The sequence below is a fragment of the Rhizobium sp. BK181 genome, from assembly GCF_014193305.1.
GTDB lineage: Bacteria > Pseudomonadota > Alphaproteobacteria > Rhizobiales > Rhizobiaceae > Rhizobium.
Map to the genome: position 1 here is coordinate 112,073 of NZ_JACHZA010000002.1, position 25,389 is coordinate 137,461.

Below are 25,389 nucleotides of genomic sequence, written 5' to 3' on the forward strand. Positions count from 1 at the left end.
CACGGATCAAGCCTGTTCTTTGCGCCGATGCTGCGTGAGGCCTTCGACGATATCCTGCGCCGAGATGGTCCCAATGATCGCGCCGTTTTCCACGACGCCAATACTGCCGGGCTGGCGCGACAGCGCATCAAGGATGTCGATGAGCGGCGTTTCCGCACGCGCCGTGCCGCTGACGCTTGCACCGGCGGCCGCGTGGCCGAGACCGCGTTGCATCACGTCCTGCGCCGTCAGCATGCTGATCGGGTTCATGTGCTGGACGAAATCGGCGACGTACTGGTCCGCGGGGTTCTTCACGATCTCCTGCGGGGTGCCGCACTGGATGATGCGCCCGCCTTCCATGATGGCGATACGGTTGCCGATACGGAATGCTTCGTCGAGATCGTGGCTCACGAACAGAATGGTCTTCTTCAGCCGCCGCTGGAATTCGAGCAGCTCGTCCTGCAGGCGTGTGCGGATCAGCGGATCGAGCGCCGAGAACGGCTCATCCATCAGCAGGATAGGCGCACCGGTGGCAAAGGCGCGGGCAAGGCCGACGCGCTGTTGCATGCCGCCGGACAGCTCATTGACCTTGCGGTCAGCCCATTTGGTCAGGTTGACGAGTTCGAGTTGCTCGCCGACGCGCTTCTTGCGTTCGGCGTCCGGCATACCCGCGAGTTCAAGGCCAAAGCCGACGTTTTCCGCGACCGTTCGCCATGGCAGCAGCGCGAACTGCTGGAAGACCATGGAAACGGTGTGCATGCGCAGGTCACGCAGACCTTTGGCCGTCGTTTTGTAAGGGCTGCAGGGGCCATTCGGCGTTGCGACCGACACCTCGCCGCGCACGACGGGCGCCAACCCGTTCACGGCGCGCAACAGGGTCGACTTGCCTGAACCGGAAAGGCCCATCAGGACGAGAATTTCGCCTTCCTGGACGCTCAGGGAGGCGTCTGCCACGCCGAGCACGAGTCCGGTTGCGGCGCTGATCTCGTCACGGTTTTTGCCCTGGTCCGCGAGGGCGAGGGCACTCTCCGGCTTGTCGCCGAAGACGATGCTGACGTTGTCGAAACGGACCGCGGTCATGCGCTTTCTCCTTCACCCGTCGCGCGGAACATGCGGTCGAGAATAATTGCGAGGATGACGATACAGAGGCCCGCCTGGAAGCCCATGGCGACGTTGACCGTATTGAGCGCGCGCACGACAGGCTTTCCGAGACCGTCGGCGCCAACCAGAGCGGCGATGACCACCATCGAGAGGGAGAGCATAATTGTCTGCGTGAGGCCGGCCATGATCTGCGGCATGGCAAAGGGAAGCTCGACTTTACGCAGTACCTGCATCGGTGTCGCGCCAAATGATTCTGCGGCTTCAACCAAAGAGGGCGGCGTCGATATGATGCCGAGGCGGGTCAGGCGGATCGGAGCGGGGATCGCAAAAATCACGGTTGCGATCAGGCCCGGAACCATCCCAAGGCCGAAAAGGATGAGCGCAGGGATCAGATAGACGAAGGTCGGGATGGTTTGCATGAGGTCGAGGACCGGCCGCATGATCGAAAACACCCATGCGCGCCGCGCACCGGCGATACCGAGCGGAATGCCGACGGCCATGCTGACGAACGTCGACGCCAGGACGAGTGCCAGCGTTTCCGTCGTTTCCTTCCAATAGCCCTGGTTCATGATCAGCAGCAAGCCGAGCAGGGTGAAGACCGCGACGCCGATGGAGCGGCGTAGCCAGTATGCAATGCCGACGATCGCGGCCAGCACGATCAGGGGATGCGGGGCCTGCAAGATAAAAAGCAACGCATTGATAACGTGCGATAAAACGAAAGCAAGCTGGTTAAAGAACCACTCGCCGCTCGACGTCAACCAATCGACGGTCGTTTTGGCGAAGGGGCCAATAGGAATTTTATAGTCGGTGATCCAATTCAAGGAGCGCGCCTATCCGAAAGAGCAAAGATCGAGGTGAAACAAGAAGGGGCGGCGAGGGCCGCCCCGTCATCAGTTTCAGAGGCCGAGGCCTGACTTGACGGCGGCAAGGGCGTCCTTGCCATCCTTCGTCGTGACGCCTGCCAGCCACGGATCAACTGCGTTCGGATTTGCCTTCAGCCATTCGGTCGCGGCAACCTGCGGATCCTCACCGTCGTTGAGGATCTTGCCCATGATCTGGTTTTCCATTTCCAGATTGAACTTCAGGTTCGAGATGAGCTTGCCGACGTTCGGGCATTCGGTGGTGTAGCCGGCACGGGTATTGGTGTAGACCGTCGCACCGCCGAAGTTCGGGCCGAAGGTGCTGTCACCACCGGTAAGGTAGGTCATCTTGAAGTTTTCGTTCATGGGGTGGGGCGCCCAACCCAGGAACACGACCGGCTTGCCGTCCTTGTCGGCACGGGCGACCTGCGCGAGCATGCCCTGTTCGGAGGACTCGACGAGTTCAAGCCCGCCCATTCCCATCTCGTTCTTCTCGATCAGCGTCATGACGAGGCGGTTGCCGTCGTTGCCGGGCTCGATCCCGTAGATCTTGCCGTCAAGCTCGTCCTTGTGCTTGCCGATATCGCTGAAATCCTTGATGCCGAGTTCAGCGCCCTTGGCGTTGGTAGCGAGCGTGTACTTGGCGCCTTCGAGATTGACGCCGAGGGAATCGACGGTCTTCTCATCGAGGTAGGGTTGGACGTCCTTCTTCTGGGCCGGCATCCAGTTGCCAAGGAACACGTCGATGTCCTTGTTCTTGAGCGACTGATAAGTAACCGGAACCGAGAGAACCTTAATGTCGGGCTCGTAGCCTAGGTTCTTCAGAATGACCGCTGTGGTGGCGGTGGTAGCGGTGATATCCGTCCAGCCGACGTCTGAAAGACGGACGGCGGAGCAGCTATCGGGGTCCGCGGCAAATGCTGCTGTCGCAACAGAGAGAGCGGCAACCGCGGTGGCGGTAGTCAGTTTGAATGCGCTTGTCGTTTTCATTTTAGACTCCCAGTCTTACGTTCCCAAGCCAATCACCAATAGCCGAGTTTTACAAGCGACCTGAGTGCGTTTGCGCCGCATTGGAGTACCCGATTGCGACGTAGGGCATTTTTTCGCGGAGTGCCGGGATTTCAAGGGTTTTGGCGATTTTCCGGCGTGAATTTCTTGTGATTATCAAAATGGGGGACTTTTCTTCGCAGTTTCGAGCTTCCAAGAAGCGAAAGACGGAGAAAACGATGGCAAAACTCTATTTCAACTACTCGACCATGAACGCCGGCAAGTCGACGATGCTGCTGCAGGCCTCCTACAATTACGAGGAGCGCGGCATGCGCGTCGTTCTGCTGATCGCGGCCTTCGACGAGCGCGCCGGAAAGGGAATTATCGGCTCCCGGATCGGGCTACAGGCGAGCGCGATTGCCTTCGAACCGGACGCGGACCTGCAGGCTTTGATCGGCGAGCTCGGCAAAGAAGGGGAGCCAATCGCTTGCGTCTTCGTCGACGAGGCTCACTTCATGACGCGCGAGCATGTCTGGCAGCTTGCGCGCATCGTCGACCGGATGAACATCCCAGTCATGGTCTACGGCCTGCGGACCGATTTCCAGGGAAAGCTGTTTCCGGCATCGGAAGAACTGCTCGCGATTGCCGACGAGATGCGTGAGGTCAGGACGATCTGCCATTGCGGGCGCAAGGCGACGATGGTGGTGCGCCTCGATGCGGACGGAAAGGTGCTGCGCGAAGGCGCACAGATTGACGTCGGTGGCAACGAAAAATACGTGTCGCTCTGCCGGCGTCATTGGGATGACGCCATGAACGGGGAGTGGCAAGCGGAGGCAGTATAGGCACTCCTCAAATCGATTCCGGATTGGCGGCTTATGCGCTAGTTTCGCGGAAACCGATTCATGGAGGCGTCCCGGTGCGCAAGCCTTTCTCCTTTGACACTCAGCTGGAAGCCGCGCGAGCGCTCGTGGAACAGTTGCGTCTTGAGGCTAGAGTCTGCGTCGATTTCATTAACGAGTTCGCCCGCCAAGGGGCGGCAGTCGACGACGAGCGCTTCCTTGTCGAGAACGGCCGCTTCCAGGCATTTGTGGCAAACGGCACGAGCCTGACCAATCTGCTTGCGGAGCTCGTATCCGTTCTCGACACGCTGACGATCAAGGTTTCGGCGGACCTCGACAGCTTCCGTGGCCTTACCGCCGGCGAGAAATTCATCGGACGCTTTTCGCGCCAGCGGATGTGGCGTCGTCATAGCGCGCGGGTGCGCGCTGCCCCTGTCGTGGAGCGGCTGCGTGACCTGCTGGTGAAGTCCGATGCCACCGCTGATGTTATCGCGAGCTACCGCACAATCGCGATCGACTTTCACAAGCTGGGAGAGCATGGCCTAATCGGCATCGTCGAACAGCGCCGTCGGCTGGTGGACAAGATTGATATCGCGCGCCTTCGTATCCGGGAATTGAATGCCAAGGCGCTGACAACGCAGGGCAGGATTGGCCTCTACGGCAGCAAAGCCGAATGGGAGCGCATGGAAGAGGAGCGCCGCGCGCTGAAGGCGGAGGCCGAGCGCGTTGCTGACGAAGAGCGCGGCATGCGTGAGGATAGCCAGCGCCGCGAGCGCTTCATCAATCTCTTCCAGGTTTTCGTCGATGCACTCAATACCCAGGTTGGTCGGTGCAATGCGCTGACGCGCAAGGTCGTCATCGACACCGAAGAAAGGCTGTTGATTTATCAGGCACAGGTCGACACCGATATTCCGGGATCGAAGGTCCAGATTTCAGCCGAACTTTTTCCCGCCATTGCCGGGCCGATCGAACTGTTCGAACGCAATATGCTGGTGCCGCAGGAGCTGGAACATCGCAAGCGGACCGCGGATGCTGCCTTTGCGAGCAAGTTCGAGGCGTTCCGGCCGGATCAGGAAGACAGCTCCGGAGGCCCGGTCATCGATACGACGAAAATCTCCAAGCGGCTGCGCTTGCGCTTTCCGTTCTAGCTCGCGCCGAAGAAACAATAATATCAGCACGATATTGTCCTTGCCTGAGCGAGCGCATATGTCAGTGCGCAGACAATGTTGGTCCACCACGGCAAGGAGAAAACGATGCTCGACCGGATCGCCGGTTTTTTCAGGCTGATCGGCCGTACCATCGGACGCTGGGTGCGACTCCTGTTCGCCTGGGCTTTCTGGCCATTTATCGCCGCACGCGGCTGGTACGTTCAACGGACATGGATGATCCGGTTGCCGATCCTGGGCCTGATCGGGCTGCTTGCGGTTCTCTATTGCTACTTCATCTGGCAGACGCAGGTCTGGTCCGGCTTCAATCCGTCCTTCGTGAATGAGTACCGGCTTTCCGAACGCAAGGTCGCCGCTGGACAGGAATTGCCAGCAACGGACGGCGCGGCGAAGACCTGCCAGCGCTCGGCCATTGTCGATGTCGCGGCCGATCTAACGGACTTCAACGTCAATCAGAATGCATGGATCTCCTCCATGCTCCTTTACCGTCTTGGCTTCTTCGGTGTCGATTGGGACCACACGCCTTTTCTCGACAACAAGGCGTCGTTCCAGCGCGGCGTGAACCAGGCGGTGCGCCGCACTTCAGCAGAGCTCGTCGACTCGCTCGGTCGGGTGCGTGGTACCTCGGGTATCAACAATGATCTGCAAGACGCCCGCGGTAAGCTGCAGTTCGATGAATACAGCTGGTATTTCGGACTGAATCCGTTCGGGCCGAAGACGCCGACGCCGAGCTACTACCGTTCGGCGATTGAAAGCTTGCGCAAGTTCAACACCGATTTGGCCGCCTGTAACGCGGTCTTCGATGGCCGTGCAGACAACCTCATTCAGTTCATTGATCGCATCGCCAACGATCTCGGCAGCACGTCCGATGTGCTTGCGGACCGCTCTCAGAACCACCATCGCGGTTGGTTCGATACCCGCGCGGACGATCGGTTCTGGTTTGCTTATGGGCAGCTCTATGCCTACTACGCGATCCTTGCGGCGGCGCAGTCCGATTTTTCGCAGGTGGTCGCGGAACGCAACCTGAGCGCCATCTTCGGCGCAACAATGCGGCAGTTCCAAGCGGCGTTGCAGATCCAGCCGGCGATCATTTCCAACGGCCGGGAAGACGGCTGGATCATGCCGAGCCATCTGGCGACGATGGGCTTCTACATTCTCCGCGTGCGCTCGAACCTCGTCGAGACGCGTTCCGTGCTCGATCGATGAAGCAGCGTGTTTAATTGATCAGTTTCATGCGGATCGCCTTGGCGACAAGCTGCGCTCGGTTCACGCAGTCGAGCTTTTTGATGGCGCTCGTCATGTAGGCGTTGACTGTGTGGTCGGACAGCGAAAGGATTTGTCCGATCTCGATCGATGTCTTTCCCTGTGCCGTCCAGCGGACGACCTCGCGTTCGCGGGCAGACAAAGGCGTGTGTTCGGCAAGCTTCGACTGCTTCGTGCGGTTATAGGCGTCGAGCAGATGGAGCGTCACCATCGTCAATTCGTTGAGTTCCGTTTGGGCAAGTAGCGGGCGGTCGCCGCCGAGCCAGAACAGGACACGCTCGCCGTCGCCTGCATAGGCAGGAACCGCGACTCCCGTCGGGATGCCGAAATTGCGCAACAGTTCGCTCAACTCATTCGGGAAAATGGCGGCCGAGGAATTGTCGAAAAGGCTCCACGAGCGCGGCAGCGCGGAATCGCCGATTCCTCCAGAAAGCATGGGAAAGCGCATAATTCGAGCGCGGTCGAACTGGTTGAAGTATTGAGATGGTATGGACGTTTCGATGAGTAGAGTTCTGAGAAGGACGCTCTCGGGCGTGGGCGCATGCATCAGCGTTATGTGCCGAAAACCGAAGGCACGTGCCACTTTGACTAGAACTTCTGCGTATTCGGCCCTGGTACAGGCAGCTGAAATCTCCGCGACGAGGGACATCTGCCGTTCCGAGGTAGTCATGTAAGACATCAATGCGTCCCTGCTTACCTTCAAGTTGCCGCGATAAAATATGCAAACTGATATATTTGCTAGTACGAAACGGCCTGGCGCGCAGTGATTAATTTCGATGTATTAATTTAACCACAGAATATCGATCTGCGGTTGTGTTTGAGCTTGCTTGGACCGCAACTCAGGGCGACGAACCTGCGATCGCGAAAGCGCAGAGGTCCGCCGCGTGACATAAAATTGGAGGCGCTCAGGGACGCGGCCCCGAATCATATTACAATTAAACCTAGTCTGTCGTTTTGCTCTTTTTAGTCAGTTGCTCGAGAAAGCCGAGCAGTACCGCCGAGACGACGAAGGCGAGATGCATCGCCGTCAGCCACATGATCTTACCGTCGGTATATTGTTCAGCGTTGAGGAAGACCTGCAGCAGGTGGATCGATGAAATGGCTACGATCGACGAAGCTACCTTGATCTTGAGGCTGCCTGCGTCGAGCTTGCCGATGAATGAGACATCGGTGTCACTTTCGTCGAAGCGGCTGACGAAGTTCTCGTAGCCGGAGATCATCACCATGACGATCAGGCTGGCGACCAGCGCGGCGTCGATCAGCCCGAGCATGGCGAGGATCATTTCACCCTCATCGAGCACGAATACGCCGCCCGCGACCTTCAGGAATTTATAGCCGAATGAGACGGCATAAACAGCCAGCGCCAGGGACAGGCCGAGGTAGAAGGCCACGAGTATCCAGCGGCTTGAAAGAATGATGCGCTCGACAATGAGTTCGAGTGATTTCATGGCTTGTCCTCGTGACGTACGGAATCGATGCCTAGAGATAGCGGCTTGGATGAGCCTTGGGCAACCTGCGGACTATCCACAGTCGGCATATTTCGCTATCCCGTTGTAACAAATGGGGCGCCGATCGAGCGCGGAAAACTGGGGAACGGGGATGGCAGCATATAAGTCCGACATCGAGATTGCGCGCGCCGCTGAAAAGAAGCCGATCTTCGAAATCGGTTCAAAGCTTGGAATCCCTCAGGCGCAACTCGCGCCGTATGGCCACGATAAAGCCAAGCTCAGCGCCGAGTTCATCGCGGAGCAAGCTGATAAGCCCGATGGCAGGCTGATCCTTGTGACTGCAATCAATCCAACACCCGCGGGTGAGGGCAAGACGACGACGACAGTCGGTCTTGGCGACGGATTGAACCGGATCGGCAAGAAGGCAATCGTCTGTATCCGCGAGGCCTCGCTCGGGCCGTGCTTCGGCGTGAAGGGCGGAGCTGCCGGCGGCGGCTATGCACAAGTCATTCCGATGGAAGACATCAACCTGCATTTTACCGGCGACTTCCATGCGATCACATCGGCCCACAATCTGCTCGCCGCGATGATCGACAATCATATCTATTGGGGCAACGAGCAGGATATCGACCTAAGGCGCGTCACATGGCGACGCGTGATGGACATGAACGACCGGGCGCTACGCGAGATGGTCTCTTCGCTTGGTGGTGTCGCCAACGGCTTTCCCCGGCAGAACGGTTTCGACATCACCGTCGCTTCCGAGGTGATGGCGATCCTCTGCCTTGCCCGCGATCTCAAAGATCTGGAAGAGCGTCTCGGCAACATCATCGTCGGCTACCGGCGCGACAAAACGGCCGTCTATGCGCGTGATTTGAAAGCGGATGGCGCGATGGCAGTTCTTCTGAAGGACGCCATGCAGCCCAATCTCGTCCAGACGCTGGAAAACAATCCGGCTTTCGTGCACGGCGGTCCCTTCGCCAATATCGCCCACGGTTGCAATTCGGTGATCGCCACGAAGACGGCGTTGAAGCTTGGCGACTATGTCGTGACCGAGGCGGGCTTCGGCGCGGATCTCGGGGCTGAGAAGTTCTTTGACATCAAATGCCGCAAGGCGGGCCTCAAGCCGGATGCCGCCGTCATCGTTGCGACTGTGCGCGCGCTCAAGATGAATGGCGGTGTGAAGAAGGATGATCTTGGAGCCGAGAACGTCGCCGCGCTGAAGAAGGGCTGCTCCAATCTCGGCCGCCATGTCGCCAATGTTCGCAAGTTCGGCGTTCCCGTCGTTGTCGCCATCAATCACTTCGTCTCGGACACCGACGCGGAAATCATTGCGGTGAAAGAGTATGTCTCGCGGCTGGGAGCAGAGGCGATCCTCTGCCGGCACTGGGCGGAGGGCTCCGCCGGCATCGAAGAGCTCGCCTACAAAGTGGTCGAGCTCGCGGAATCGGGACAGTCGCGATTTGAGCCGCTCTACCCCGACGATGTTTCGCTGTTCGAGAAGATCGAGATCGTGGCTTCGAAGATTTATCATGCGGGGGAGGTGACCGCGGACAAGGCGGTGAGGGATCAACTCGTAGCCTGGGAGGAACAGGGCTACGGGCATCTGCCGGTCTGCATGGCGAAGACGCAGTACTCGTTTTCGACCGATCCGAACCTTCGGGGCGCGCCGGAAGGGCATATCGTCCCGGTTCGCGAGGTGCGTCTTGCGGCGGGCGCTGGTTTTGTTGTCGCCATTACCGGCGAGATCATGACCATGCCCGGCCTGCCGAGGTCACCGTCGGCGGAGCGGATCTATCTCAACGATCAGGGCTACATCGAGGGACTGTTCTAGGGCCGCGATCTTTCGAAACTGAATCAAGTCGCTGACGGCTTGATTCAGAAGCCTCGCGCAAGCCGCTGAAAATTAATGGCAATATCGATAACCGCCCTTGCGCTCCAGCACATCGAGATGGAAGTGGGTTTCGTGCGCAGCGTCGCTTTCCGGGTCGAGGACCGTGGTAAAGAAGAGGCAACCCGCGGCGCTCACCGTGCGCTGGAACGCACCGATCAATGTGGAATCCTCGCGTCGCGGTTGGACCGCGATGTCCTTCCCTTTTTCAAAGCTGAAGCTAGCAACGTCAATCGCATTGCCACGAGCGTGCTCAGACACCTTGCCGGTTTCGGCGCCATTGCGCAGGCGGCAGATATAGGAGGAAGCCTGATTGATCGCTAGGATGTTTCCCTGATCAGGCGCGGCAATGCGGGCGGCTGGAATGACGCTTTCTTTCATCCAGCGAGCAAGGGCCAGCGCGACCGGACAGCGGAAGACGGCGTCAGGCTTTATCTTAATGCCGGGCAGCACCTCGGACACCTTGATTGGTTTGTCGATCCCGCAGCCGTTGCCATCGTCGATACGCGATATGTCCTTGAAGACGACGCCAAGGCTCTGCAACTCCCTCACGCATTCTGAATGTTCGGCTTCACTCTCTGCTGCAATCGTCAGATGCTGTTCTTCCAGCGTTTGCTGTGACGGAAGCTTCGGCCCCTGCTTTTCCGGGATGGCAGAGGAGTTCGGAGAATCCTCTTTGACCGGCGGCGTTTCGGGCTTGCCGCTTTCGGGTTTCTGTTCGGGTATCGGGGGAGGTGCCGGTGCGGACGTTGTCGTATTTGATTTACCGGGGCGAGTTGCCGGGAGAGGGCCGTTTTCCGGCAGGCGTGCACTGGTCAGGAACCCTATGCAGCTCAGTGCCGCTAAAATCACAACGATGTTCTTCACGCATCCACCCGTTGTACGTTGCCCCGGGACAGAACGCATGGATGCGGATTTCGTTGCAATTTCGCAACGTTGATGTCTATGCTCAAAAAGATGATTTATTAAATCAAGATAACGGTGATCCGATATATTGACAATTTGAGTCATGTTTTTTATGCGGCAAAAAGAAGGCGAAAATCTTCGTCTGAAAGCCTAGCCAGCCCATCGAAACGCGGACGCGTCACGACCAGCCAGCCCGGTGACATTTCTCTCAAGGGGTTGACTTCATGATCGTCCGGCACTCGCGCTCGGTTCTACTTGCCTGCACGGCACTTGCCATTGTTACGCCTTCCGCCATCGCCTTTGCACAAAGTGCGCCCTCGACTGCCCAGACAGCCGAAGAGCAGAAGGCGGCGCCAGAGGGGGATACTTTCCTCTCTCCCATTATCGTGAAGGGCAGCCGACAGGCGGCCAACGATCCCTACAACAAGCCGGGACCTTCCAGCACCGTCACGGCGGACCAGATCAACCTGCAGGCCGGCCAGGGTACCGACGATCTGCTGCGCAGTGTTCCGGGGACGTCGACGGCCAACAATCCGCAGAACCCCGGCGTTGCCGTCAACATTCGCGGTTTCGAAGGCTCCGGCCGCGTGAACATGTCGATCGACGGCGTTCGCCAGAATTTCCGCTTCACCGGCCATGAGGCGCAGGGCTTCACCTATGTGGACCCGGCGTTCCTGGCGGGCATCGACGTGACCCGCGGCGCAGTCACCGGCATCGGTGGCGGGGCACTGGCCGGTACGGTCAATTTCCGCACCTACGACATCGATGACCTGATTCTAGGTGATAAGAACTACGGCGGCATCGTCTCGGCGACGGTCGGAACCAACGAACTCGGTTGGTCCGAGTCGGCCATCGGCGCTTACCGGTTCAACGATGTCTTTGCTGTTCTCGGCGGCATCAGCAAGAGTGATCCGGGCAACTATGAGAACGGCGACGGCGTTACCGTCCCCTATACCGAGCAGGACCTGCTTTCCGGCATGCTGAAGGCAGAGATTACGCCGAACGCCGAAAACACGATCAAGCTCGGCGGCATCAGCTATGACAACGACTTCCTCGCGAATTCCTATTTCCAAAACGTCAAGAACAAGACGTTTGCCGCGAGCTACGCCTATACGCCTGGCGACAACGAGCTCATCGATTTCAAGACGAACTTCTACTACAACCGCCTTGAGATGCAGTATGACACGAACGCCACGGGCGGTGGTACGGCCGCCGGTCGCCGCATTACCGACACGGGCATCGGCTTCGACGTCTCCAACACGTCCAAATTCGACATTGGCGACGTTGCCGTTTCCACCAACTACGGTGTCGAATACTTCCACGACAAATACGATGTGATCAACAGCCGGACGCAGCCTTCGGGTGGCGTCAACGGTGATGGCAAGAGCGGCATCCTCGGCGTCTTCGACACGACGACGTTCACCTACGGCATGGCGGACCTGACGCTTGGCCTGCGCTATGACCATTTCGATCTCGACGGCTCGGGCTCGGTCGTTGCCAGCAACCCCCTCGGAATGCCGGCCGGTCCTTACACCGTCGATAAGTCCGATGGGCGCCTGAACCCAAGCGTCACCTTCGCGCTGAATCCTACTGAATGGTTCCAGCCTTATGTGACATATGCCGAGACGCAGCGCGCACCGACGATTAGCGAAACCTTCGCCGGCGGATCGCATCCAGGCGCTACGGGGCAGGCCTTCTTCCCGAATCCCTTCCTTGAGCCGGAAACCTCCAAGGGCTGGGAAATCGGCGCCAACATCAAGGTGGATGGCATTCTCGATGCCGGCGACAGTTTCCGGTTCAAGGCCAACTACTTCAACGACCGCATCGACAACTACATCACCGGTGCGTTTGCGGGCGGCGGCAGGCAGACCTTCTTCGTCAACAATCCCGGCACGTCGAAGGTGGACGGTATAGAAATCCAGGCGGCCTATGATGCCGGCTTCGTCTTCGGGGAGCTTGCCTACACCCATACAAACACCGACCTGCCTCCGCAGATCAACGGCTTCGGCGTGCAAAGCTTCCTGCCGGAAAACATCTTCAGTGCCACGCTCGGCGGTCGCTTCCTTGAAGATCAACGCCTGACAGTCGGTACACGCCTATTCGCTGCCGGACAGGCAGACATTGGACAAATCAATGCAACGAATGGCGGACGGCCGCGATTCATGAGCGGCTATGGCGTTGTCGATCTCTTCGCCAACTATCAATGGGAGAACGGCCTGGAGTTGACGGCAAGCGTGACCAACGTCTTTGACAAGACCTACACTCCGGCCTCGAGCACAATCCAGACGACGACGATCGATACGGGTCGCGGCCGGACATTCATGGTGACTGCGAAGGCCAGGTTCTAAACCAAAGCTTAGTCAAACGAAGGGCGGCCATTGTGCCGCCCTTTTCATTCCCAGATTCGGCCCTTGCGCTCGGTTCGATCTCACGCTAACAATTTCGCCCATGAACACGTCCTTGAACATTGCAGTTTGGTGGTGGGCTCGCTGAGGCGGCCTCGACCAATCGTGTCCAAAGACGACGAGTGAGCCGCCCGGAAAACGCCAGGCGGCTTTTTTGTTTTTAAGGCTGCCTGTCATCCGGGCCCGATAACGGAGTGGAACAATGGTAACGATCCTTCGGGATGACGGAGCGGAAATCTACGAGACACGAGGTGGCATCACCGTCACCCGGCAGCGGCGGGCGATCCCCTATGGCGATGCGGTTTCGTCCTATGTCGACAAACTCGACGAGCGCCGCGGCGCTGTCTTCTCGTCGAACTATGAATATCCGGGCCGCTACACCCGTTGGGACACTGCCATCGTCGATCCACCGCTCGGCATTTCCTGCCATGGCCGCGAGGTCTGGATCGAAGCCTACAACGAGCGCGGTGAGGTGATCCTCTCCTTGATTGCCGAGCGCCTGAAGACGATTTCAGACCTGGTGCTCGGTGGCTCCACGACCCGCCGCCTCGACCTGACGGTGAAGGCGCCGGAGCGCGCGTTTACCGAGGAAGAGCGCTCGAAGATTCCGACTGTCTTCACCGTGCTGCGCGCCATCACCGACCTCTTTTATTCGCAGGCGGATGCCAGCCTCGGGTTCTACGGTGCCTTTGGCTACGATCTCGCCTTCCAGTTCGATGCGATCAACCTGAAGCTGACTCGCCCGTCCGACCAGCGCGACATGGTGCTCTATCTCCCGGACGAAATTCTCGTCGTCGACAACTACTCGGCCAAGGCCTGGATCGACCGTTACGATTTTGAAAAGGACGGGCTGTCGACAGAGGGCAAGGCCGGCGACATTCCGGCCGAGCCGTTCCAGCGCACCGACGCCATTCCGCCGAAGAGCGATCATCGCCCGGGGGAATATGCCGACCTCGTTGTCAAGGCGAAGGAGAGCTTCCGCAAGGGTGACCTTTTCGAGGTGGTGCCTGGGCAGAAGTTCATGGAGAGGTGCGACAGCAAGCCGTCCGACATTTCCAAGCGGCTGAAGGCGATCAATCCGTCGCCCTATTCCTTCTTCATTAATCTCGGCAATCAGGAATATCTGGTCGGTGCGTCGCCTGAAATGTTCGTACGCGTCTCGGGCCGCCGCATCGAGACCTGCCCCATTTCAGGCACGATCAAGCGGGGCGACGATCCGATCGCCGACAGCGAGCAGATCCTTAAGCTGCTGAACTCCAAGAAGGATGAATCCGAACTGACGATGTGCTCGGACGTCGACCGCAACGACAAGAGCCGCGTTTGCGAGCCGGGTTCGGTGAAGGTCATCGGTCGCCGCCAGATCGAGATGTATTCGCGATTGATCCACACCGTCGATCATATCGAGGGCCGACTGCGCGACGACATGGATGCCTTCGACGGCTTCCTCAGCCACGCCTGGGCCGTGACTGTCACCGGCGCGCCGAAGCTCTGGGCGATGCGCTTCATCGAGAGCCACGAAAAGAGCCCGCGCGCCTGGTATGGCGGTGCCATCGGCATGGTCGGCTTCAACGGTGACATGAACACCGGCCTGACGCTGCGTACCGTCAGGATCAAGGACGGGATCGCGGAAGTGCGGGCAGGGGCGACCTTGCTCAACGATTCCGATCCGAACGAAGAAGAAGCCGAAACCGAACTGAAGGCCTCCGCCATGCTTTCCGCCATCCGCGATGCCAAGGCCGGCAATTCTAGCAAGGTTAGCCGCGACGTTGCTGCCGTCGGCAAGGGCGTCAAGATCCTGCTCGTTGATCACGAAGACAGCTTCGTCCATACGCTTGCCAACTACTTCCGGCAGACGGGCGCCACCGTTTCTACGGTGCGCACGCCAGTGCCGGAGGAAATCTTCGACCGGCTGGATCCCGATCTCGTCGTGCTGTCGCCCGGGCCGGGCAATCCGAAGGATTTCGATTGCAAGGCGACGATCAAGAAGGCGCGGGCGCGCAACCTACCGATCTTCGGTGTCTGCCTTGGCCTGCAGGCACTGGCGGAAGCATATGGGGGCGAGCTCAGGCATCTGGCGCTGCCGATGCATGGCAAGCCGTCGCGCATCCGGGTGCTGGAGCCGGGAATCGTGTTTTCTGGTCTCGGCAAGGAGGTGACAGTCGGGCGCTACCACTCCATCTTTGCCGATCCTTCGACGCTGCCGCGCGACTTCATCATCACGGCGGAAAGCGAAGACGGCACGATCATGGGGATCGAGCACGAGAAGGAGCCGATCGCCGCGGTGCAGTTCCACCCGGAATCGATCATGACGCTCGGCGGCGACGCCGGCATGCGGATGATCGAGAATGTGGTGGCGCATCTGTCGCGCAAGGCAAAGACCAAGGCGGCGTGACCGCGACAGCACTCGGGATTTTCTGAGTTGGTAGTTCCTGAATTGGGCGATGTGCTTTCCTCCGGTCGAGGAGAGCACGTTCGCTGTCGACGCTCCCAGAAGGTCGGTGCCCATGGCGTTAAGCGGTTGACTTCTGGCGTCAAATCAGAACATTTCAAGAACGATAAATGAGGAATATCATCGTGGCTGCTGAGAAGTTTATCGTCCTCCCGTACCGCAAGAACCGCGGCAACCTTGTGCCAGGTGAGATGCGCCAGGCATCGAACGCGCTCAGTGCGGAGAAGATTGCGACCTCGATGGCCTCGCGCTTCGTCGGTGTTGCGGCTTATGCCGTAATGGTCGACGAGGAGACTGGCGATATGTCGTCGCCGCGGCTGCTTGCCCGGCATGGTGAGATTGCCGACCTCAATTCCTGATCACAGCGCAATGGAAACTTCGCTCTATCTGCCGGTCAAAGCCTTCCTGGAAGCGGCGGGCTATGTCGTGAAAGGCGAAATCGGCGGATGCGATCTCGTCGGCCTGAGCGAGGGAGAACCGCCCGTCGTCGTGGTGTGTGAGTTGAAGCTGAGTTTCAACCTCGAACTTGTGCTACAGGCGGTCGACCGAGCAGCGGTAAGCGATGAAGTGTGGATCGCCGCTCGCGTTTCCGCCAAGGGACGGGGGCGCGAGGCTGACAAGCGCTATCGCGATCTCTGCCGTCGGCTGGGGATCGGTATGCTCGGTGTCTCCGATGCCGGCGAGGTCAACGTCATCGTCAGCTCGGTCTCGCCGATGCCGCGCACCAACCCGAAGCGTCGGTCGCGGCTTGTTAGAGAGCATCAGCGTCGGCGCGGTGATCCGGTGACCGGCGGCGGTACCCGGGTGCCGCAGATGACCGCTTACCGGCAGCAGGCGCTGATCTGCGCCGCTGCACTCCAGCAGGGACTGGCGCGGCCGCGCGAAATCAAGGCGCTGGCGCCCAATGCCGGCAAGATCCTGCTCGGCAATGTTTATGGCTGGTTCGAAAAACAGGGGAAAGGCGTCTATGCGCTGACGCCCGAAGGCGCGGCGGCACTGCTGCGCTGGCCGCAATCGATCGAGATTGCCGCTGCTGGCAGCGATACGTCGGATGCGGCCAATCAAGATCTGCCCGCGCCGGTCAATCCTGGCGCTTGATAACCCTCAGGTTCAGCTCCCAGCGCTGTTCGAAGCCGAGTGCCTTGTAGAGGCCGATGGCGCCGGTATTGATGGAATTGACATGCAGGTAGGCGGTCGCGCCTGTCGAGGCGATGTGACCGGCAACATAACGGAACAGCAGCTTGCCAAGGCCGCGGCCCTGATAATCAGGGTGGGTGCAGAGGCCGCTCAGTTCGGTAAAGCCGCTCTGTCTCAGGCGCTGGCCGGCCATGGCGATCAGGCGGCCATCCTCCTTCACACCCCAGAAGGTTCCGAGTTTCTGCGCACCTGAGGTGAAGGGGCCGGGTTTCGTCAGTTGGGCAAGTGCCAGCATCTCCCCGGCGTCCGCCTCGGTCAGCGGAGCGACACGGAGATCGGTCACCGGATCGTGCGGTGCCTTGGCGATCATCTGGATCAGCGTCGCTTCGCCAACGAGGTCGAAGCCATCCGGAATGGCGACCGGTCCAGGCTCTGCCAGGGCCATCGCTTCACCGGCGCCTGGTAGGCGAGCCAGTGCTTCAAGGCGCTCCGGGCTGTTGTCGGCGGCGGCCGCGAAGGGGACGATCGATGGTGGGTAGCGGCGGGCGAGCAAGCCGCCTTCGGCAAGGCCCGCGTGTTTGGTATTCAGCGCGTTCCAGATCGGGCGGTCGAGGATATGCGTCATTCTCAGGTCTCCTTCGGCGGCGCGCGGCGGATCAGTGATGCCGTGGCCAGGCCGTCTTCCATTGTGGCGAGTTGATCGAGTAGCGGGCCGTCGAGGCTGCCGCAGAGATCTGCGACGGCGGCGGCGATGCGCGGCCAGACTTCGGCGCGCGAGAAATCGACGAGCTCTTTTCCCTTCTCCGTCAGCGATACCAGGCGGCGGCGCTGATCGTCCGGGGCCGGTTGCATGTCCACGAAGCCGAGCTTCAGCAGTTGGCCGATGGTTCGCGTGGCGCCGGGCTGGGTGATGCCGACCGATTGAGCCAGTTCGCCGATCGTCAGCGGTCCGGCGCCGTCGATTGCCGCCAGGAACGGGTACTGCCCCGCTTGGATGCCGAGTCCAGCTTCTTCGATGAACTGCTGTGTGTCAGCCTGCAGGCGCTCGCCGATACGGCGCAGGCGGCTGCCGAGCGTCAGGAATCCTGATGTTCTCACGATGTCTTCGACCACGCGGCGCTCCATTTCTATTCGCAGATATATAACAAGTTCTGTAATTTCAATACGGATTTCGTGCCTGCCCTTTGACAAATCGCTCGGCTTCGACCATATCAACCGCATTGGCCGCCTGCGCGATTTTCGCGCGGGCGGTTTTGCGTTTGAATGGGCCATGTGCTGCAATTCATTCGCATCCGCAGAGGGATAAGATGATGAACGAACAAGGCAATCTGACAGTCCGGCGGCTGGCGCTCTGGGGGATCCCGATGTCGCTCGGCGTCATGGGTCTGAAGATGGTTGCATGGTGGGTGACCGGTTCGGTGGCGCTGCTGTCGGACGGACTCGAATCGACGGTGAACGTCGTCGCCGCCTTCATCGCATTCTTCGTCATCCGCTATGCGCAAAAACCGGCCGACCACGATCACCCGTTCGGACATCACAAGGCGGAATATCTCTCGGCGGTCACCGAGGGCGTGCTGATTGTCGTCGCGGCGCTGTTGATCGTCAACGAGGCGATCGGGCATCTTTCCGATCCGCGGATGCTGGATGCGCCCGTGCTCGGCCTTGCCATCAACTTTGTCGCCGGTGTGATTAATGCGGTTTGGGCGCAGTTGCTGATCCGGACCGGGCGCAAGTATCGCTCGGCAGCGCTGACAGCGGACGGCCAGCACATCATGTCCGACGTCGTCACGTCCGTCGGAGTCCTCATCGGTCTGCTGCTGGCGCTAGCCACCGGTTACGCGATCTTCGACCCCGTGCTCGCGATCCTGGTCGCCATCAACATTCTCTATCAGGGCTGGAAGGTCATCTCGCATTCGATTGGCGGATTGATGGATCAGGCCGTCACACTCGAAGAGGAAGAGGCGATCAAGCAGGCCATTGCCACCCACGCCGCAGGCTCAATCGGGGTTCACGACCTGAAGACCCGGCGCGCGGGCGCCGTCACCTTCGTCGATTTCCATCTTGTCGTGCCCGCCGCCATGTCTGTAAGGCAGGCGCACGATATCTGCGATCGCCTTGAAGATGCCATCCGTACCGTGCATCCGGGCTCCAGCATCGCCATTCACGTGGAACCCGAGGGCGAAAAGGCCCACGGCATTCGCGTCAAAGTCATCAAGGAGGCTTGAATGCCCACAACAGACGTATCCAACCTGTCCATGCTGGGCAGCCAAACGGAATCACCCAAGTCACCCGAGGAAGCGGTGCTGGAGAAGGTGCCCGCGAGCCACGTCGGCACCGACTATGTCGTCCGCTTCACGGCGCCGGAGTTCACGTCGCTTTGCCCGATGACTGGTCAGCCGGATTTCGCCCATATCGTCATCGACTACATCCCGAACGAATGGTTGGTGGAATCGAAGTCGCTGAAGCTTTTTCTGCATGCGTTCCGCAACCATGGTGCCTTCCACGAGGATTGCTCGATCTACATCGCCAAGCGGCTGGTCGAGTTGCTCGATCCGAAGTGGCTGAGGATAGGCGCCTACTGGTATCCGCGCGGGGGCATTCCGATCGACGTCTTCTGGCAGACCGGCAAGCCGCCGGAGGGCGTGTGGCTGCCGGATCAGGGCGTTGCGACTTACCGCGGCCGCGGCTAGGAGCTTTTGCGGTGTGGGCGTTGACTAGGCGGAAGCTGTCGCTGCGGGCTCAGCATCGGACACGAAGCTCGCTCGGTCGATCTGCAGCGGGCGCTTTTCGCCGCCGAGCCAGCCTCTGACAAGATTTCTCGCCTTGATGCTTTCAAGCCAGAGCCGCAGCAGGTTCTTGCGCAGCCTGCCTTGCGGCGTGAAAGCTCGGTCTATGGATTTGCGCACAAACGCCGACCTGTCGGCGCTACCGTCGAGGAATTGCATCTGGACGACGGGTGCCGGCTCGATCTGGTAGGCCTTCAGCCATGCCCGATGCCAGAAATAAGCGTCGATGAGGGCGTAGTTCTTGGTATCTTCCAGCATTTTCGCAGCCGCACGCGGACCGATGATGTAGCCGGCGGTGCCGACGCGGTTCTGAAACACCCGCGTCGCGCGATGGATGCCATCAGTCCAAACGGGTGACCTTGCGAGGATATGTGGGCGAGGCGCGAATTCCAGATCGTAGACCCGGTCCCAGTTGTCGCCGCGGCCTTTGATGCTCCTGATCGCGTCGTTAAAGTTCTCGGATAATACCGCGTCGTCTTCGAGGATCAGTGTTCGTTCGTTTCGTTCGATGATGACTTTCCAGGCCATCCTGTGCGAGGTGAAGCAGGCGACATCCTCGCGCAGTGTCGGACTCGGCCAGGTGTTTGCTGCCTTCTGGCACTCTTCGACGGACAGGTCGCGTGCTTCGAACGCGTCCAGAAACTCGAAATCCAGTCCCAGCTTTTGCATTTGCCGCGATTGAAACTCTCGTCTTTTTTCCTCGGCTTTCCGACTGATAATGAGGATCTTCACCGCTGCTCCGCCAGATAGGTCATGTCGCCGGACCTTATTCGTCCGCTCCCGGCTTATCAATCGGCCTCCCGTTGTGCCCACCGAAACCTAGCCGGCAGCGAAGACGTATTTCGTCACAGACGATGTGCGCAAAGGCCCCGCGACTCCCGTATCTCAGGTTCGCGGCGACGCGAGCAGCTAAGCGTTGAAGCTGTCGTCATTGCCGAAATCGGACTGATCATCGTCAGCAACGTCGTCGTTGCTGTTATCGTCGTTGTTGCTATTCGCGGCGTTGCCGGCTGCCTGCTGCTTGTCGCCGTCGTTATTGAAATAGTTGTTGATGACGGTCTCTTCGGTCGGCGCGTTGCCGAAGGGATTGTTGCCGGCGAGCGGCGAGCCCCAGCCAAGCGACGATGCGTGGCTGCCGAAAATACCGCTCAGCGAATTGGCAAGCAACATGCCGCCGGCGACGCCGGCTGCGGTTCCGAGCGCGCCCTGCAAGAAGCTGCCGCCAGCGGAGGGGGAGGCCGCCGGTGAGCTCCATGGTCCGGTAGGCTGCTGTATTGCGCGAGGCGTGGCATCGAAGCCGCGGTCCTGCTGGATTTGCTGCCGCGGGGTACTTCCCCAAGGACCCGTGGAAGGCGTCGGAGATGCCGGCTGCTGCGGCGTCTGGCTGCTGCCAAAGATCGAACTGAGGAAGCCGCCGCCCTGTTCGGCCTTGTGGTATTCGCTTTGGTCGGCCTCGAGTAAGCGAACCCGCTCTTCCAGTTGCTTGATATGATTGGCTGCCGCTTCCAGCCCCTTTTCCTGCACGATCACGGCCTGTGCGAGATAGTAGGCGGCGTAGGGCTGCTGACGTGTTCCCTGATCAATCAATGCCTCGGCGTCATGGTCACGCGGCGTCGTCGAGGCGGTGCGGACACGGTCGAAAAGGGCCGTCAACAATTGGCGTTCTTCGGGGGACATGGCCGGTCTCCTTGTTTCTCGCGATCGTTCGCTAAGAGATGACGTAGGTATGGATTTCGACTTTTCAAAGCCACGCCAAGTTACATTGCGGTAATCTGGCCTGGCTGCCTAACCATATCTTCACCCGTTCCGTGGCTTGTCTTTTTCCCGCATTGTTTTACGCATGGAGTCGCACTATGTGCGGTGAACCGAATTGGACGTAAGAGAGGTTCGAATGTACGAAGAAGAAGAACAGGACGACAAGACGAAGGAACTGCCGCTCGGCAAGGAAACGGAGGCGAACCTTTTCAAGTCGCGTTCGATCTTCATCTACGGGCCGATCACGCAGGAACTGGCGCAGAAAGTCTGCACGCAGCTTGTAGCGCTCGCGGCCGCCAATGACGACGATATTCGCATCTACGTCAACTCGCCCGGCGGTCATGTCGAATCCGGCGATTCGATCCACGACATGATCAAGTTCATCAAGCCGAAGGTTTGGATGATCGGGACCGGCTGGGTCGCCTCGGCCGGCGCGCTGATCTATGTCGCGGCGCCGAAGGAACAGCGCATTTGCCTGCCGAACACGCGCTTCCTTCTCCACCAACCGTCCGGTGGCACGCGCGGCATGGCATCCGACATCGAAATCCAGGCTCGCGAGATCATCAAGATGAACGAGCGCCTGAACAAGATTATGTCGGAAGCAACGGGGCAGCCTTACGAGAAGATCGCTGCCGATACCGATCGCGACTACTGGCTGTCCGCCGAAGAGGCCAAGGCCTACGGCCTCGTTTCGCGCATCGTGACGTCGCAGTCCGAGATCTGATTTTTGCACTATGAGAAGCGCCCCTGCTTGCCGGAAGGCAGGCGGGGGCGTTTTTTGTGTTCCACGACCAAACCGCGGCGAGGTGCCCAATCTGCATCACGAGCACCCGCACACTGGCGTCGAAAGCGCTTTCGTTCCAGTCGCGCGGGAGATCGAACGGCTCCTCCACACTTCCGGGCTGAAGGGCGAGACCTTCTATGGTGATGGAACTGCGGGCTTTTCGACCAACGGATGTCAGGAGTTGATCTTCGTGGGTCCGGCACGCCTAGGTGCACGGAGCAAGTTGATGGTACCGAATGGTGTCAATCTGCACTTGCGCAACTCCGCCTGATACGGCTTCCATGCGGAGTTTCCGCTCCTCGAGTTGCGCCATGCTTAAAGACTTTTCCATTCAGAGCCTGTTCATGGGCATCCTCACCACCTTCGTGGGATTTGCCAGTTCCTTTGCGGTTGTGCTGCACGGCCTGCAGAGTGTCGGCGCGACGGATGCGCAGGCGGCGTCGGGCCTCATGGCTTTGTCGATCGCGCTGGGGCTTTGTGCGATCGTGCTCAGCACCGTGACGCGCCTGCCAATCAGCATCGCCTGGTCAACCCCGGGTGGGGCCTTGCTGGCAAGTACCGGCGTTGTCGAGGGTGGGTTCAATGCGGCGGTCGGCGCGTTCCTCATCTGCGCGGTGCTGATCGTCATTGCCGGCCTGTTCAAGCCGCTTGGTCGTGCGGTTGCGGCGATCCCCGCGCCGCTGGCCAACGCGATGCTCGCTGGTGTGCTCATCGGTTTGTGCTTTGCCCCTGTCAGGGCGATCGGTTTCAACCCGCTGCTTGGCTTGCCCATCGTGCTGGCATGGATCGTCGTCGGCGCATTCAAGCGGCTCTGGGCGGTGCCGGCGGCTCTTGCGGCTTTCGTGCTGGTCGTGGCCTTCGGCGTGGACATTCCCGATGGAGCGCTCAGTTCGCTCGAGCAGGCGCTGCGGCCGCCGGTCGAGTTCGTGGTGCCTGTATTCAATCTGCCGGCTTTCGTCTCCATCGCGCTGCCACTTTTCATCGTGACCATGGCCTCGCAGAACATTCCCGGCATCGCGGTCCTGAAGGTGAACGGCTATGCGCCGAAGCCTGGGCCGCTGTTTTCGGTAACTGGCCTGTTCTCGATCCTCGCGGCGCCGTTCGGCGGTCATGCGGTGAATCTCGCCGCGATCACGGCGGCGATGTGCGCCGGTCAGGATGCGCATCCCGATCCGGCGCGGCGCTATTGGGCCGTTCTCGTCTCGGGCATCTCCTATGTCATTCTCGGGCTGCTCGCGGGTGCGGTAACAACCTTCGTGGCTTTAGCCCCGCCGATCCTGATCCAGGCGGTGGCGGGCCTGGCACTGGTCGGTGCATTTTCGAGTTCTGCCATGTCGGCTTTCCAGGCACCTGAGTCGCGGGAGGCTGCGGCCATCACCTTTCTGGTGACGGCATCGGGCGTGTCGTTCGCCGGTATCTCCGGTGCCTTCTGGGGATTGCTTGCCGGCGGTTTGATGCTGGCGCTGTCGCGTTTTGTGCACGCGGCGAAAAAATAGACGGAGGGATTGCCAGTTTTTTGTACCCCGGTTATACACGCTGCCATGAAGAACACGGGCATCATCATTTCTGAGCAGGTTGCTCGCGGGCGCATCGCGCTGCGTGACAGCACGCGCGCCCTTACCTCGCTTCTTCTCCTCGGCCTTACGCGCGGTTGCCGGGTCCGTTGAGGAGCGCCCGGCGGCCGAAAGCCCGCCCAGGCCATCGCTCCTCGTGACCACTCCCGAAACTGATCAACCGGATGCATCAGCACCGGATTCGTCATCGCCAAGCCAGGCCCGATACGCTATGACGCGGCTGGCCAGATGACGGGAAGAGGAAGAGAAGACATGGACACGAACACCCGCTCTCAAACCAAAGGCATGCCCGAGGCGGCGATCAAGTATCGCGCCTATCCGCAGGTGAACATCCCTGACCGCACCTGGCCGTCCAAGACGCTGACCAAGGCCCCGGTCTGGTGCTCAGTAGATCTGCGCGACGGCAACCAGGCGCTGGTCGACCCGATGGGTCACGACCGCAAGGCCCGCATGTTCCAGCTGCTGCTCGATATGGGCTTCAAGGAAATCGAGATCGGCTTCCCGTCCGCATCGCAGACCGACTTCGATTTCGCGCGCTGGTGCGTCGAGCAGGGCAATGTGCCTGACGATGTTTCGCTGCAGGTGCTGGTGCAGTGCCGCCCGGAGCTGATCACCCGCACCTTCGAGGCGCTGGAAGGCGCGAACCGCCCGATCGTTCACTTCTACAATTCGACCAGCGAATTGCAGCGTCGTGTCGTGTTTGCCAAGGATGTCCAGGGCATCAAGCAGATCGCCGTGGATGCTGCGAAGATGATTTCAGACATGGCGGCGAAGGCCGGCGGCGGCTACCGCTTCGAATATTCGCCGGAAAGCTTCACCGGCACCGAACTCGATGTAGCGCTGGAGATCTGCAACGCGGTGATCGAGGTGATGAAGCCGACGCCCGACAACAAGCTGATCATCAACCTGCCGTCGACAGTCGAGATGGCAACGCCGAACGTCTATGCCGACCAGATCGAGTGGATGTGCCGCAATCTCGACAATCGCGAGAACCTGATCATTTCGCTGCATCCGCACAATGACCGCGGCACCGGCATCGCCGCCGCCGAACTGGCGCTGCTGGCGGGCGCTGACCGCGTCGAAGGCACGCTGTTCGGCAACGGCGAGCGCACCGGCAACGTCGACGTTGTCACCATGGCGCTAAACATGTTCACGCAGGGTGTCGATCCCGAGATCGACTGCTCAAACATCGTGCGCATGAAGGAAGTCTTCGAATATTCGAACCAGATGCCGATCGGCGAGCGCCACCCCTATGTCGGCGAACTGGTCTATACGGCGTTCTCTGGTTCGCACCAGGACGCGATCAACAAGGGTATGAAGGCGATCAAGGTCGCCAACCACCCGGTTTGGGAAGTGCCTTACCTGCCGATCGACCCGCAGGATGTCGGCCGCTCCTACGAGGCGATCATCCGTATCAACTCGCAGTCGGGCAAGGGCGGTATCGCTTACATCCTGCAGCAGGATTACGGGCTGAACCTGCCGCGCAACCTGCAGGTCGAGTTCCGCGAGGACATTCAGAGGATCACCGACGAAGAGGGCAAGGAGTTGCCGTCGAAACGGATCTACGACCGTTTCATCGAGCGCTATGTGACGCAGCCGGAAGGCCGCATCAAGTTCGTTGACCACCACACCTATGCGGATCCCGAGCACAAGGGGCAGCGCATCGTTGCCGCCGAGATCACCGATAACGGTGAGACGAAGCGTATCGAGGGCAGGGGCAACGGCCCGGTCGATGGCTTCATAAACGCGCTCTCGCACTATCTCGGCATCGACATGTCGGTCGAGGACTATTCGGAGCATTCGCTGCAGCATGGCTCGAACGCTGCCGCGATCTCCTACGTCGAGACGTCCTATCCTGATGGCAAGCTCTTCGGCGCCGGCATCAGCACCAACATCGTAGGCGCTTCTCTCGAAGCAATTGTGTCTGCAGCGAACCGCGTGCTCGACGTAAAGGCCGGCAAGGCCTGACGCGATCTGTGCAGCGGAGTGTTCCGCTGCACATTCTCGTAAATAGTGTGGGAAAATTGGGCGACGTCCTGAGGTCGGCCGCTCCGTTGCAGTT

At 59.9% G+C, this 25,389-nt stretch carries 23 protein-coding genes; 13 read left to right on the forward strand and 10 right to left on the reverse strand.

Annotated elements, in window-relative coordinates; genetic code table 11:
* Positions 1 to 6: 6 nt before the first annotated feature.
* The 3 genes from choV to FHT77_RS08010 form a co-directional block, all read right to left on the reverse strand.
* Positions 7 to 1,059, reverse strand: a complete 1,053-nt coding sequence (gene choV / locus FHT77_RS08000; RefSeq protein WP_183754102.1) for a choline ABC transporter ATP-binding protein — start codon at positions 1,057 to 1,059, stop codon at positions 7 to 9.
* Positions 1,056 to 1,901 carry a choline ABC transporter permease subunit gene (choW, locus tag FHT77_RS08005; RefSeq protein ID WP_114713399.1) on the reverse strand — a complete coding sequence of 282 codons (846 nt, stop codon included), beginning with the start codon at positions 1,899 to 1,901 and terminating at the stop codon, positions 1,056 to 1,058. Before choW ends, choV begins: the two co-directional genes overlap by 4 nt.
* Positions 1,902 to 1,976: 75 nt before the next feature.
* The gene (locus FHT77_RS08010; RefSeq protein ID WP_183754104.1) at positions 1,977 to 2,930 is read right to left on the reverse strand and encodes a choline ABC transporter substrate-binding protein; all 954 of its coding nucleotides are present in this window, start codon (positions 2,928 to 2,930) and stop codon (positions 1,977 to 1,979) included.
* Positions 2,931 to 3,166: 236 nt separating this feature from the next.
* Here FHT77_RS08010 and FHT77_RS08015 point away from each other — a divergent pair, with 236 nt between their 5' ends.
* The 3 genes from FHT77_RS08015 (at position 3,167) to FHT77_RS08025 (ending at position 6,138) form a co-directional block, all read left to right on the forward strand.
* Positions 3,167 to 3,769, forward strand: coding sequence for a thymidine kinase (locus tag FHT77_RS08015; protein WP_183754106.1), 603 nt, complete (start codon positions 3,167 to 3,169; stop codon positions 3,767 to 3,769).
* A gap of 74 nt (positions 3,770 to 3,843) precedes the next feature.
* Positions 3,844 to 4,914, forward strand: coding sequence for a hypothetical protein (locus FHT77_RS08020; protein WP_183754108.1), 1,071 nt, complete (start codon positions 3,844 to 3,846; stop codon positions 4,912 to 4,914).
* Between the two features lie 105 nt (positions 4,915 to 5,019).
* On the forward strand, positions 5,020 to 6,138 hold the full coding sequence (locus tag FHT77_RS08025) for a DUF2333 family protein (protein ID WP_183754110.1): 1,119 nt from the start codon (positions 5,020 to 5,022) through the stop codon (positions 6,136 to 6,138).
* 10 nt (positions 6,139 to 6,148) lie between these two features.
* Here FHT77_RS08025 and FHT77_RS08030 read toward each other — a convergent pair whose 3' ends face one another.
* Together FHT77_RS08030 and FHT77_RS08035 are read right to left on the reverse strand one after the other, a co-directional pair.
* On the reverse strand, positions 6,149 to 6,874 hold the full coding sequence (locus FHT77_RS08030; protein ID WP_183754112.1) for a LuxR family transcriptional regulator: 726 nt from the start codon (positions 6,872 to 6,874) through the stop codon (positions 6,149 to 6,151).
* A gap of 262 nt (positions 6,875 to 7,136) precedes the next feature.
* The gene (locus FHT77_RS08035) at positions 7,137 to 7,643 is read right to left on the reverse strand and encodes a TIGR00645 family protein (RefSeq protein ID WP_183754114.1); all 507 of its coding nucleotides are present in this window, start codon (positions 7,641 to 7,643) and stop codon (positions 7,137 to 7,139) included.
* Positions 7,644 to 7,794: 151 nt separating this feature from the next.
* Between FHT77_RS08035 and FHT77_RS08040 the strand changes: the two genes are divergently transcribed.
* Positions 7,795 to 9,474 carry a formate--tetrahydrofolate ligase gene (locus FHT77_RS08040; RefSeq protein ID WP_183754116.1) on the forward strand — a complete coding sequence of 560 codons (1,680 nt, stop codon included), beginning with the start codon at positions 7,795 to 7,797 and terminating at the stop codon, positions 9,472 to 9,474.
* Positions 9,475 to 9,546: 72 nt separating this feature from the next.
* Here FHT77_RS08040 and FHT77_RS08045 read toward each other — a convergent pair whose 3' ends face one another.
* Positions 9,547 to 10,398, reverse strand: coding sequence for an extensin family protein (locus FHT77_RS08045; RefSeq protein WP_183754761.1), 852 nt, complete (start codon positions 10,396 to 10,398; stop codon positions 9,547 to 9,549).
* 263 nt (positions 10,399 to 10,661) lie between these two features.
* Between FHT77_RS08045 and FHT77_RS08050 the strand changes: the two genes are divergently transcribed.
* The 4 genes from FHT77_RS08050 (at position 10,662) to FHT77_RS08065 (ending at position 16,389) form a co-directional block, all read left to right on the forward strand.
* Positions 10,662 to 12,785 (forward strand): TonB-dependent receptor domain-containing protein, encoded by a 2,124-nt coding sequence (locus FHT77_RS08050; RefSeq protein WP_183754118.1) that lies wholly within the window; start codon positions 10,662 to 10,664, stop codon positions 12,783 to 12,785.
* A gap of 259 nt (positions 12,786 to 13,044) precedes the next feature.
* Positions 13,045 to 15,234 (forward strand): anthranilate synthase, encoded by a 2,190-nt coding sequence (locus FHT77_RS08055; protein WP_183754119.1) that lies wholly within the window; start codon positions 13,045 to 13,047, stop codon positions 15,232 to 15,234.
* 179 nt (positions 15,235 to 15,413) lie between these two features.
* Positions 15,414 to 15,650, forward strand: coding sequence for a hypothetical protein (locus tag FHT77_RS08060; protein WP_183754763.1), 237 nt, complete (start codon positions 15,414 to 15,416; stop codon positions 15,648 to 15,650).
* Between the two features lie 10 nt (positions 15,651 to 15,660).
* Positions 15,661 to 16,389: a DUF2161 domain-containing phosphodiesterase gene (locus FHT77_RS08065; protein WP_183754121.1), complete on the forward strand. Its 729-nt coding sequence runs from the start codon at positions 15,661 to 15,663 to the stop codon at positions 16,387 to 16,389.
* Here FHT77_RS08065 and FHT77_RS08070 read toward each other — a convergent pair.
* Together FHT77_RS08070 and FHT77_RS08075 are read right to left on the reverse strand one after the other, a co-directional pair.
* Positions 16,373 to 17,053: a GNAT family N-acetyltransferase gene (locus tag FHT77_RS08070; RefSeq protein ID WP_183754123.1), complete on the reverse strand. Its 681-nt coding sequence runs from the start codon at positions 17,051 to 17,053 to the stop codon at positions 16,373 to 16,375. The two genes, FHT77_RS08065 and FHT77_RS08070, sit on opposite strands and share 17 nt — an antisense overlap.
* Positions 17,054 to 17,055: 2 nt before the next feature.
* Complete coding sequence (locus tag FHT77_RS08075; protein ID WP_183754125.1) at positions 17,056 to 17,541, reverse strand: MarR family transcriptional regulator; 486 nt, start codon at positions 17,539 to 17,541, stop codon at positions 17,056 to 17,058.
* A gap of 197 nt (positions 17,542 to 17,738) precedes the next feature.
* On the opposite strand from FHT77_RS08075, the gene emfA reads away from it, so the two are divergent.
* Positions 17,739 to 18,653 carry a CDF family cation efflux transporter EmfA gene (gene emfA / locus FHT77_RS08080; RefSeq protein ID WP_183754765.1) on the forward strand — a complete coding sequence of 305 codons (915 nt, stop codon included), beginning with the start codon at positions 17,739 to 17,741 and terminating at the stop codon, positions 18,651 to 18,653.
* Positions 18,654 to 19,118, forward strand: a complete 465-nt coding sequence (queF, locus tag FHT77_RS08085) for a preQ(1) synthase (RefSeq protein WP_183754127.1) — start codon at positions 18,654 to 18,656, stop codon at positions 19,116 to 19,118. It begins immediately after the preceding gene.
* Positions 19,119 to 19,142: 24 nt separating this feature from the next.
* Here queF and FHT77_RS08090 read toward each other — a convergent pair whose 3' ends face one another.
* Positions 19,143 to 19,946, reverse strand: coding sequence for a glycosyltransferase family 25 protein (locus FHT77_RS08090; RefSeq protein WP_183754135.1), 804 nt, complete (start codon positions 19,944 to 19,946; stop codon positions 19,143 to 19,145).
* 177 nt (positions 19,947 to 20,123) lie between these two features.
* Positions 20,124 to 20,891, reverse strand: coding sequence for a DUF2076 domain-containing protein (locus FHT77_RS08095; RefSeq protein ID WP_183754137.1), 768 nt, complete (start codon positions 20,889 to 20,891; stop codon positions 20,124 to 20,126).
* Positions 20,892 to 21,105: 214 nt separating this feature from the next.
* Between FHT77_RS08095 and FHT77_RS08100 the strand changes: the two genes are divergently transcribed.
* The 3 genes from FHT77_RS08100 (at position 21,106) to leuA (ending at position 25,295) form a co-directional block, all read left to right on the forward strand.
* On the forward strand, positions 21,106 to 21,693 hold the full coding sequence (locus FHT77_RS08100; protein ID WP_114713385.1) for an ATP-dependent Clp protease proteolytic subunit: 588 nt from the start codon (positions 21,106 to 21,108) through the stop codon (positions 21,691 to 21,693).
* 371 nt (positions 21,694 to 22,064) lie between these two features.
* Positions 22,065 to 23,249, forward strand: a complete 1,185-nt coding sequence (locus tag FHT77_RS08105; protein WP_183754139.1) for a benzoate/H(+) symporter BenE family transporter — start codon at positions 22,065 to 22,067, stop codon at positions 23,247 to 23,249.
* A 330-nt stretch (positions 23,250 to 23,579) separates the two neighbouring features.
* Positions 23,580 to 25,295: a 2-isopropylmalate synthase gene (gene leuA / locus FHT77_RS08110; RefSeq protein ID WP_183754141.1), complete on the forward strand. Its 1,716-nt coding sequence runs from the start codon at positions 23,580 to 23,582 to the stop codon at positions 25,293 to 25,295.
* Positions 25,296 to 25,389 lie beyond the last annotated feature (94 nt).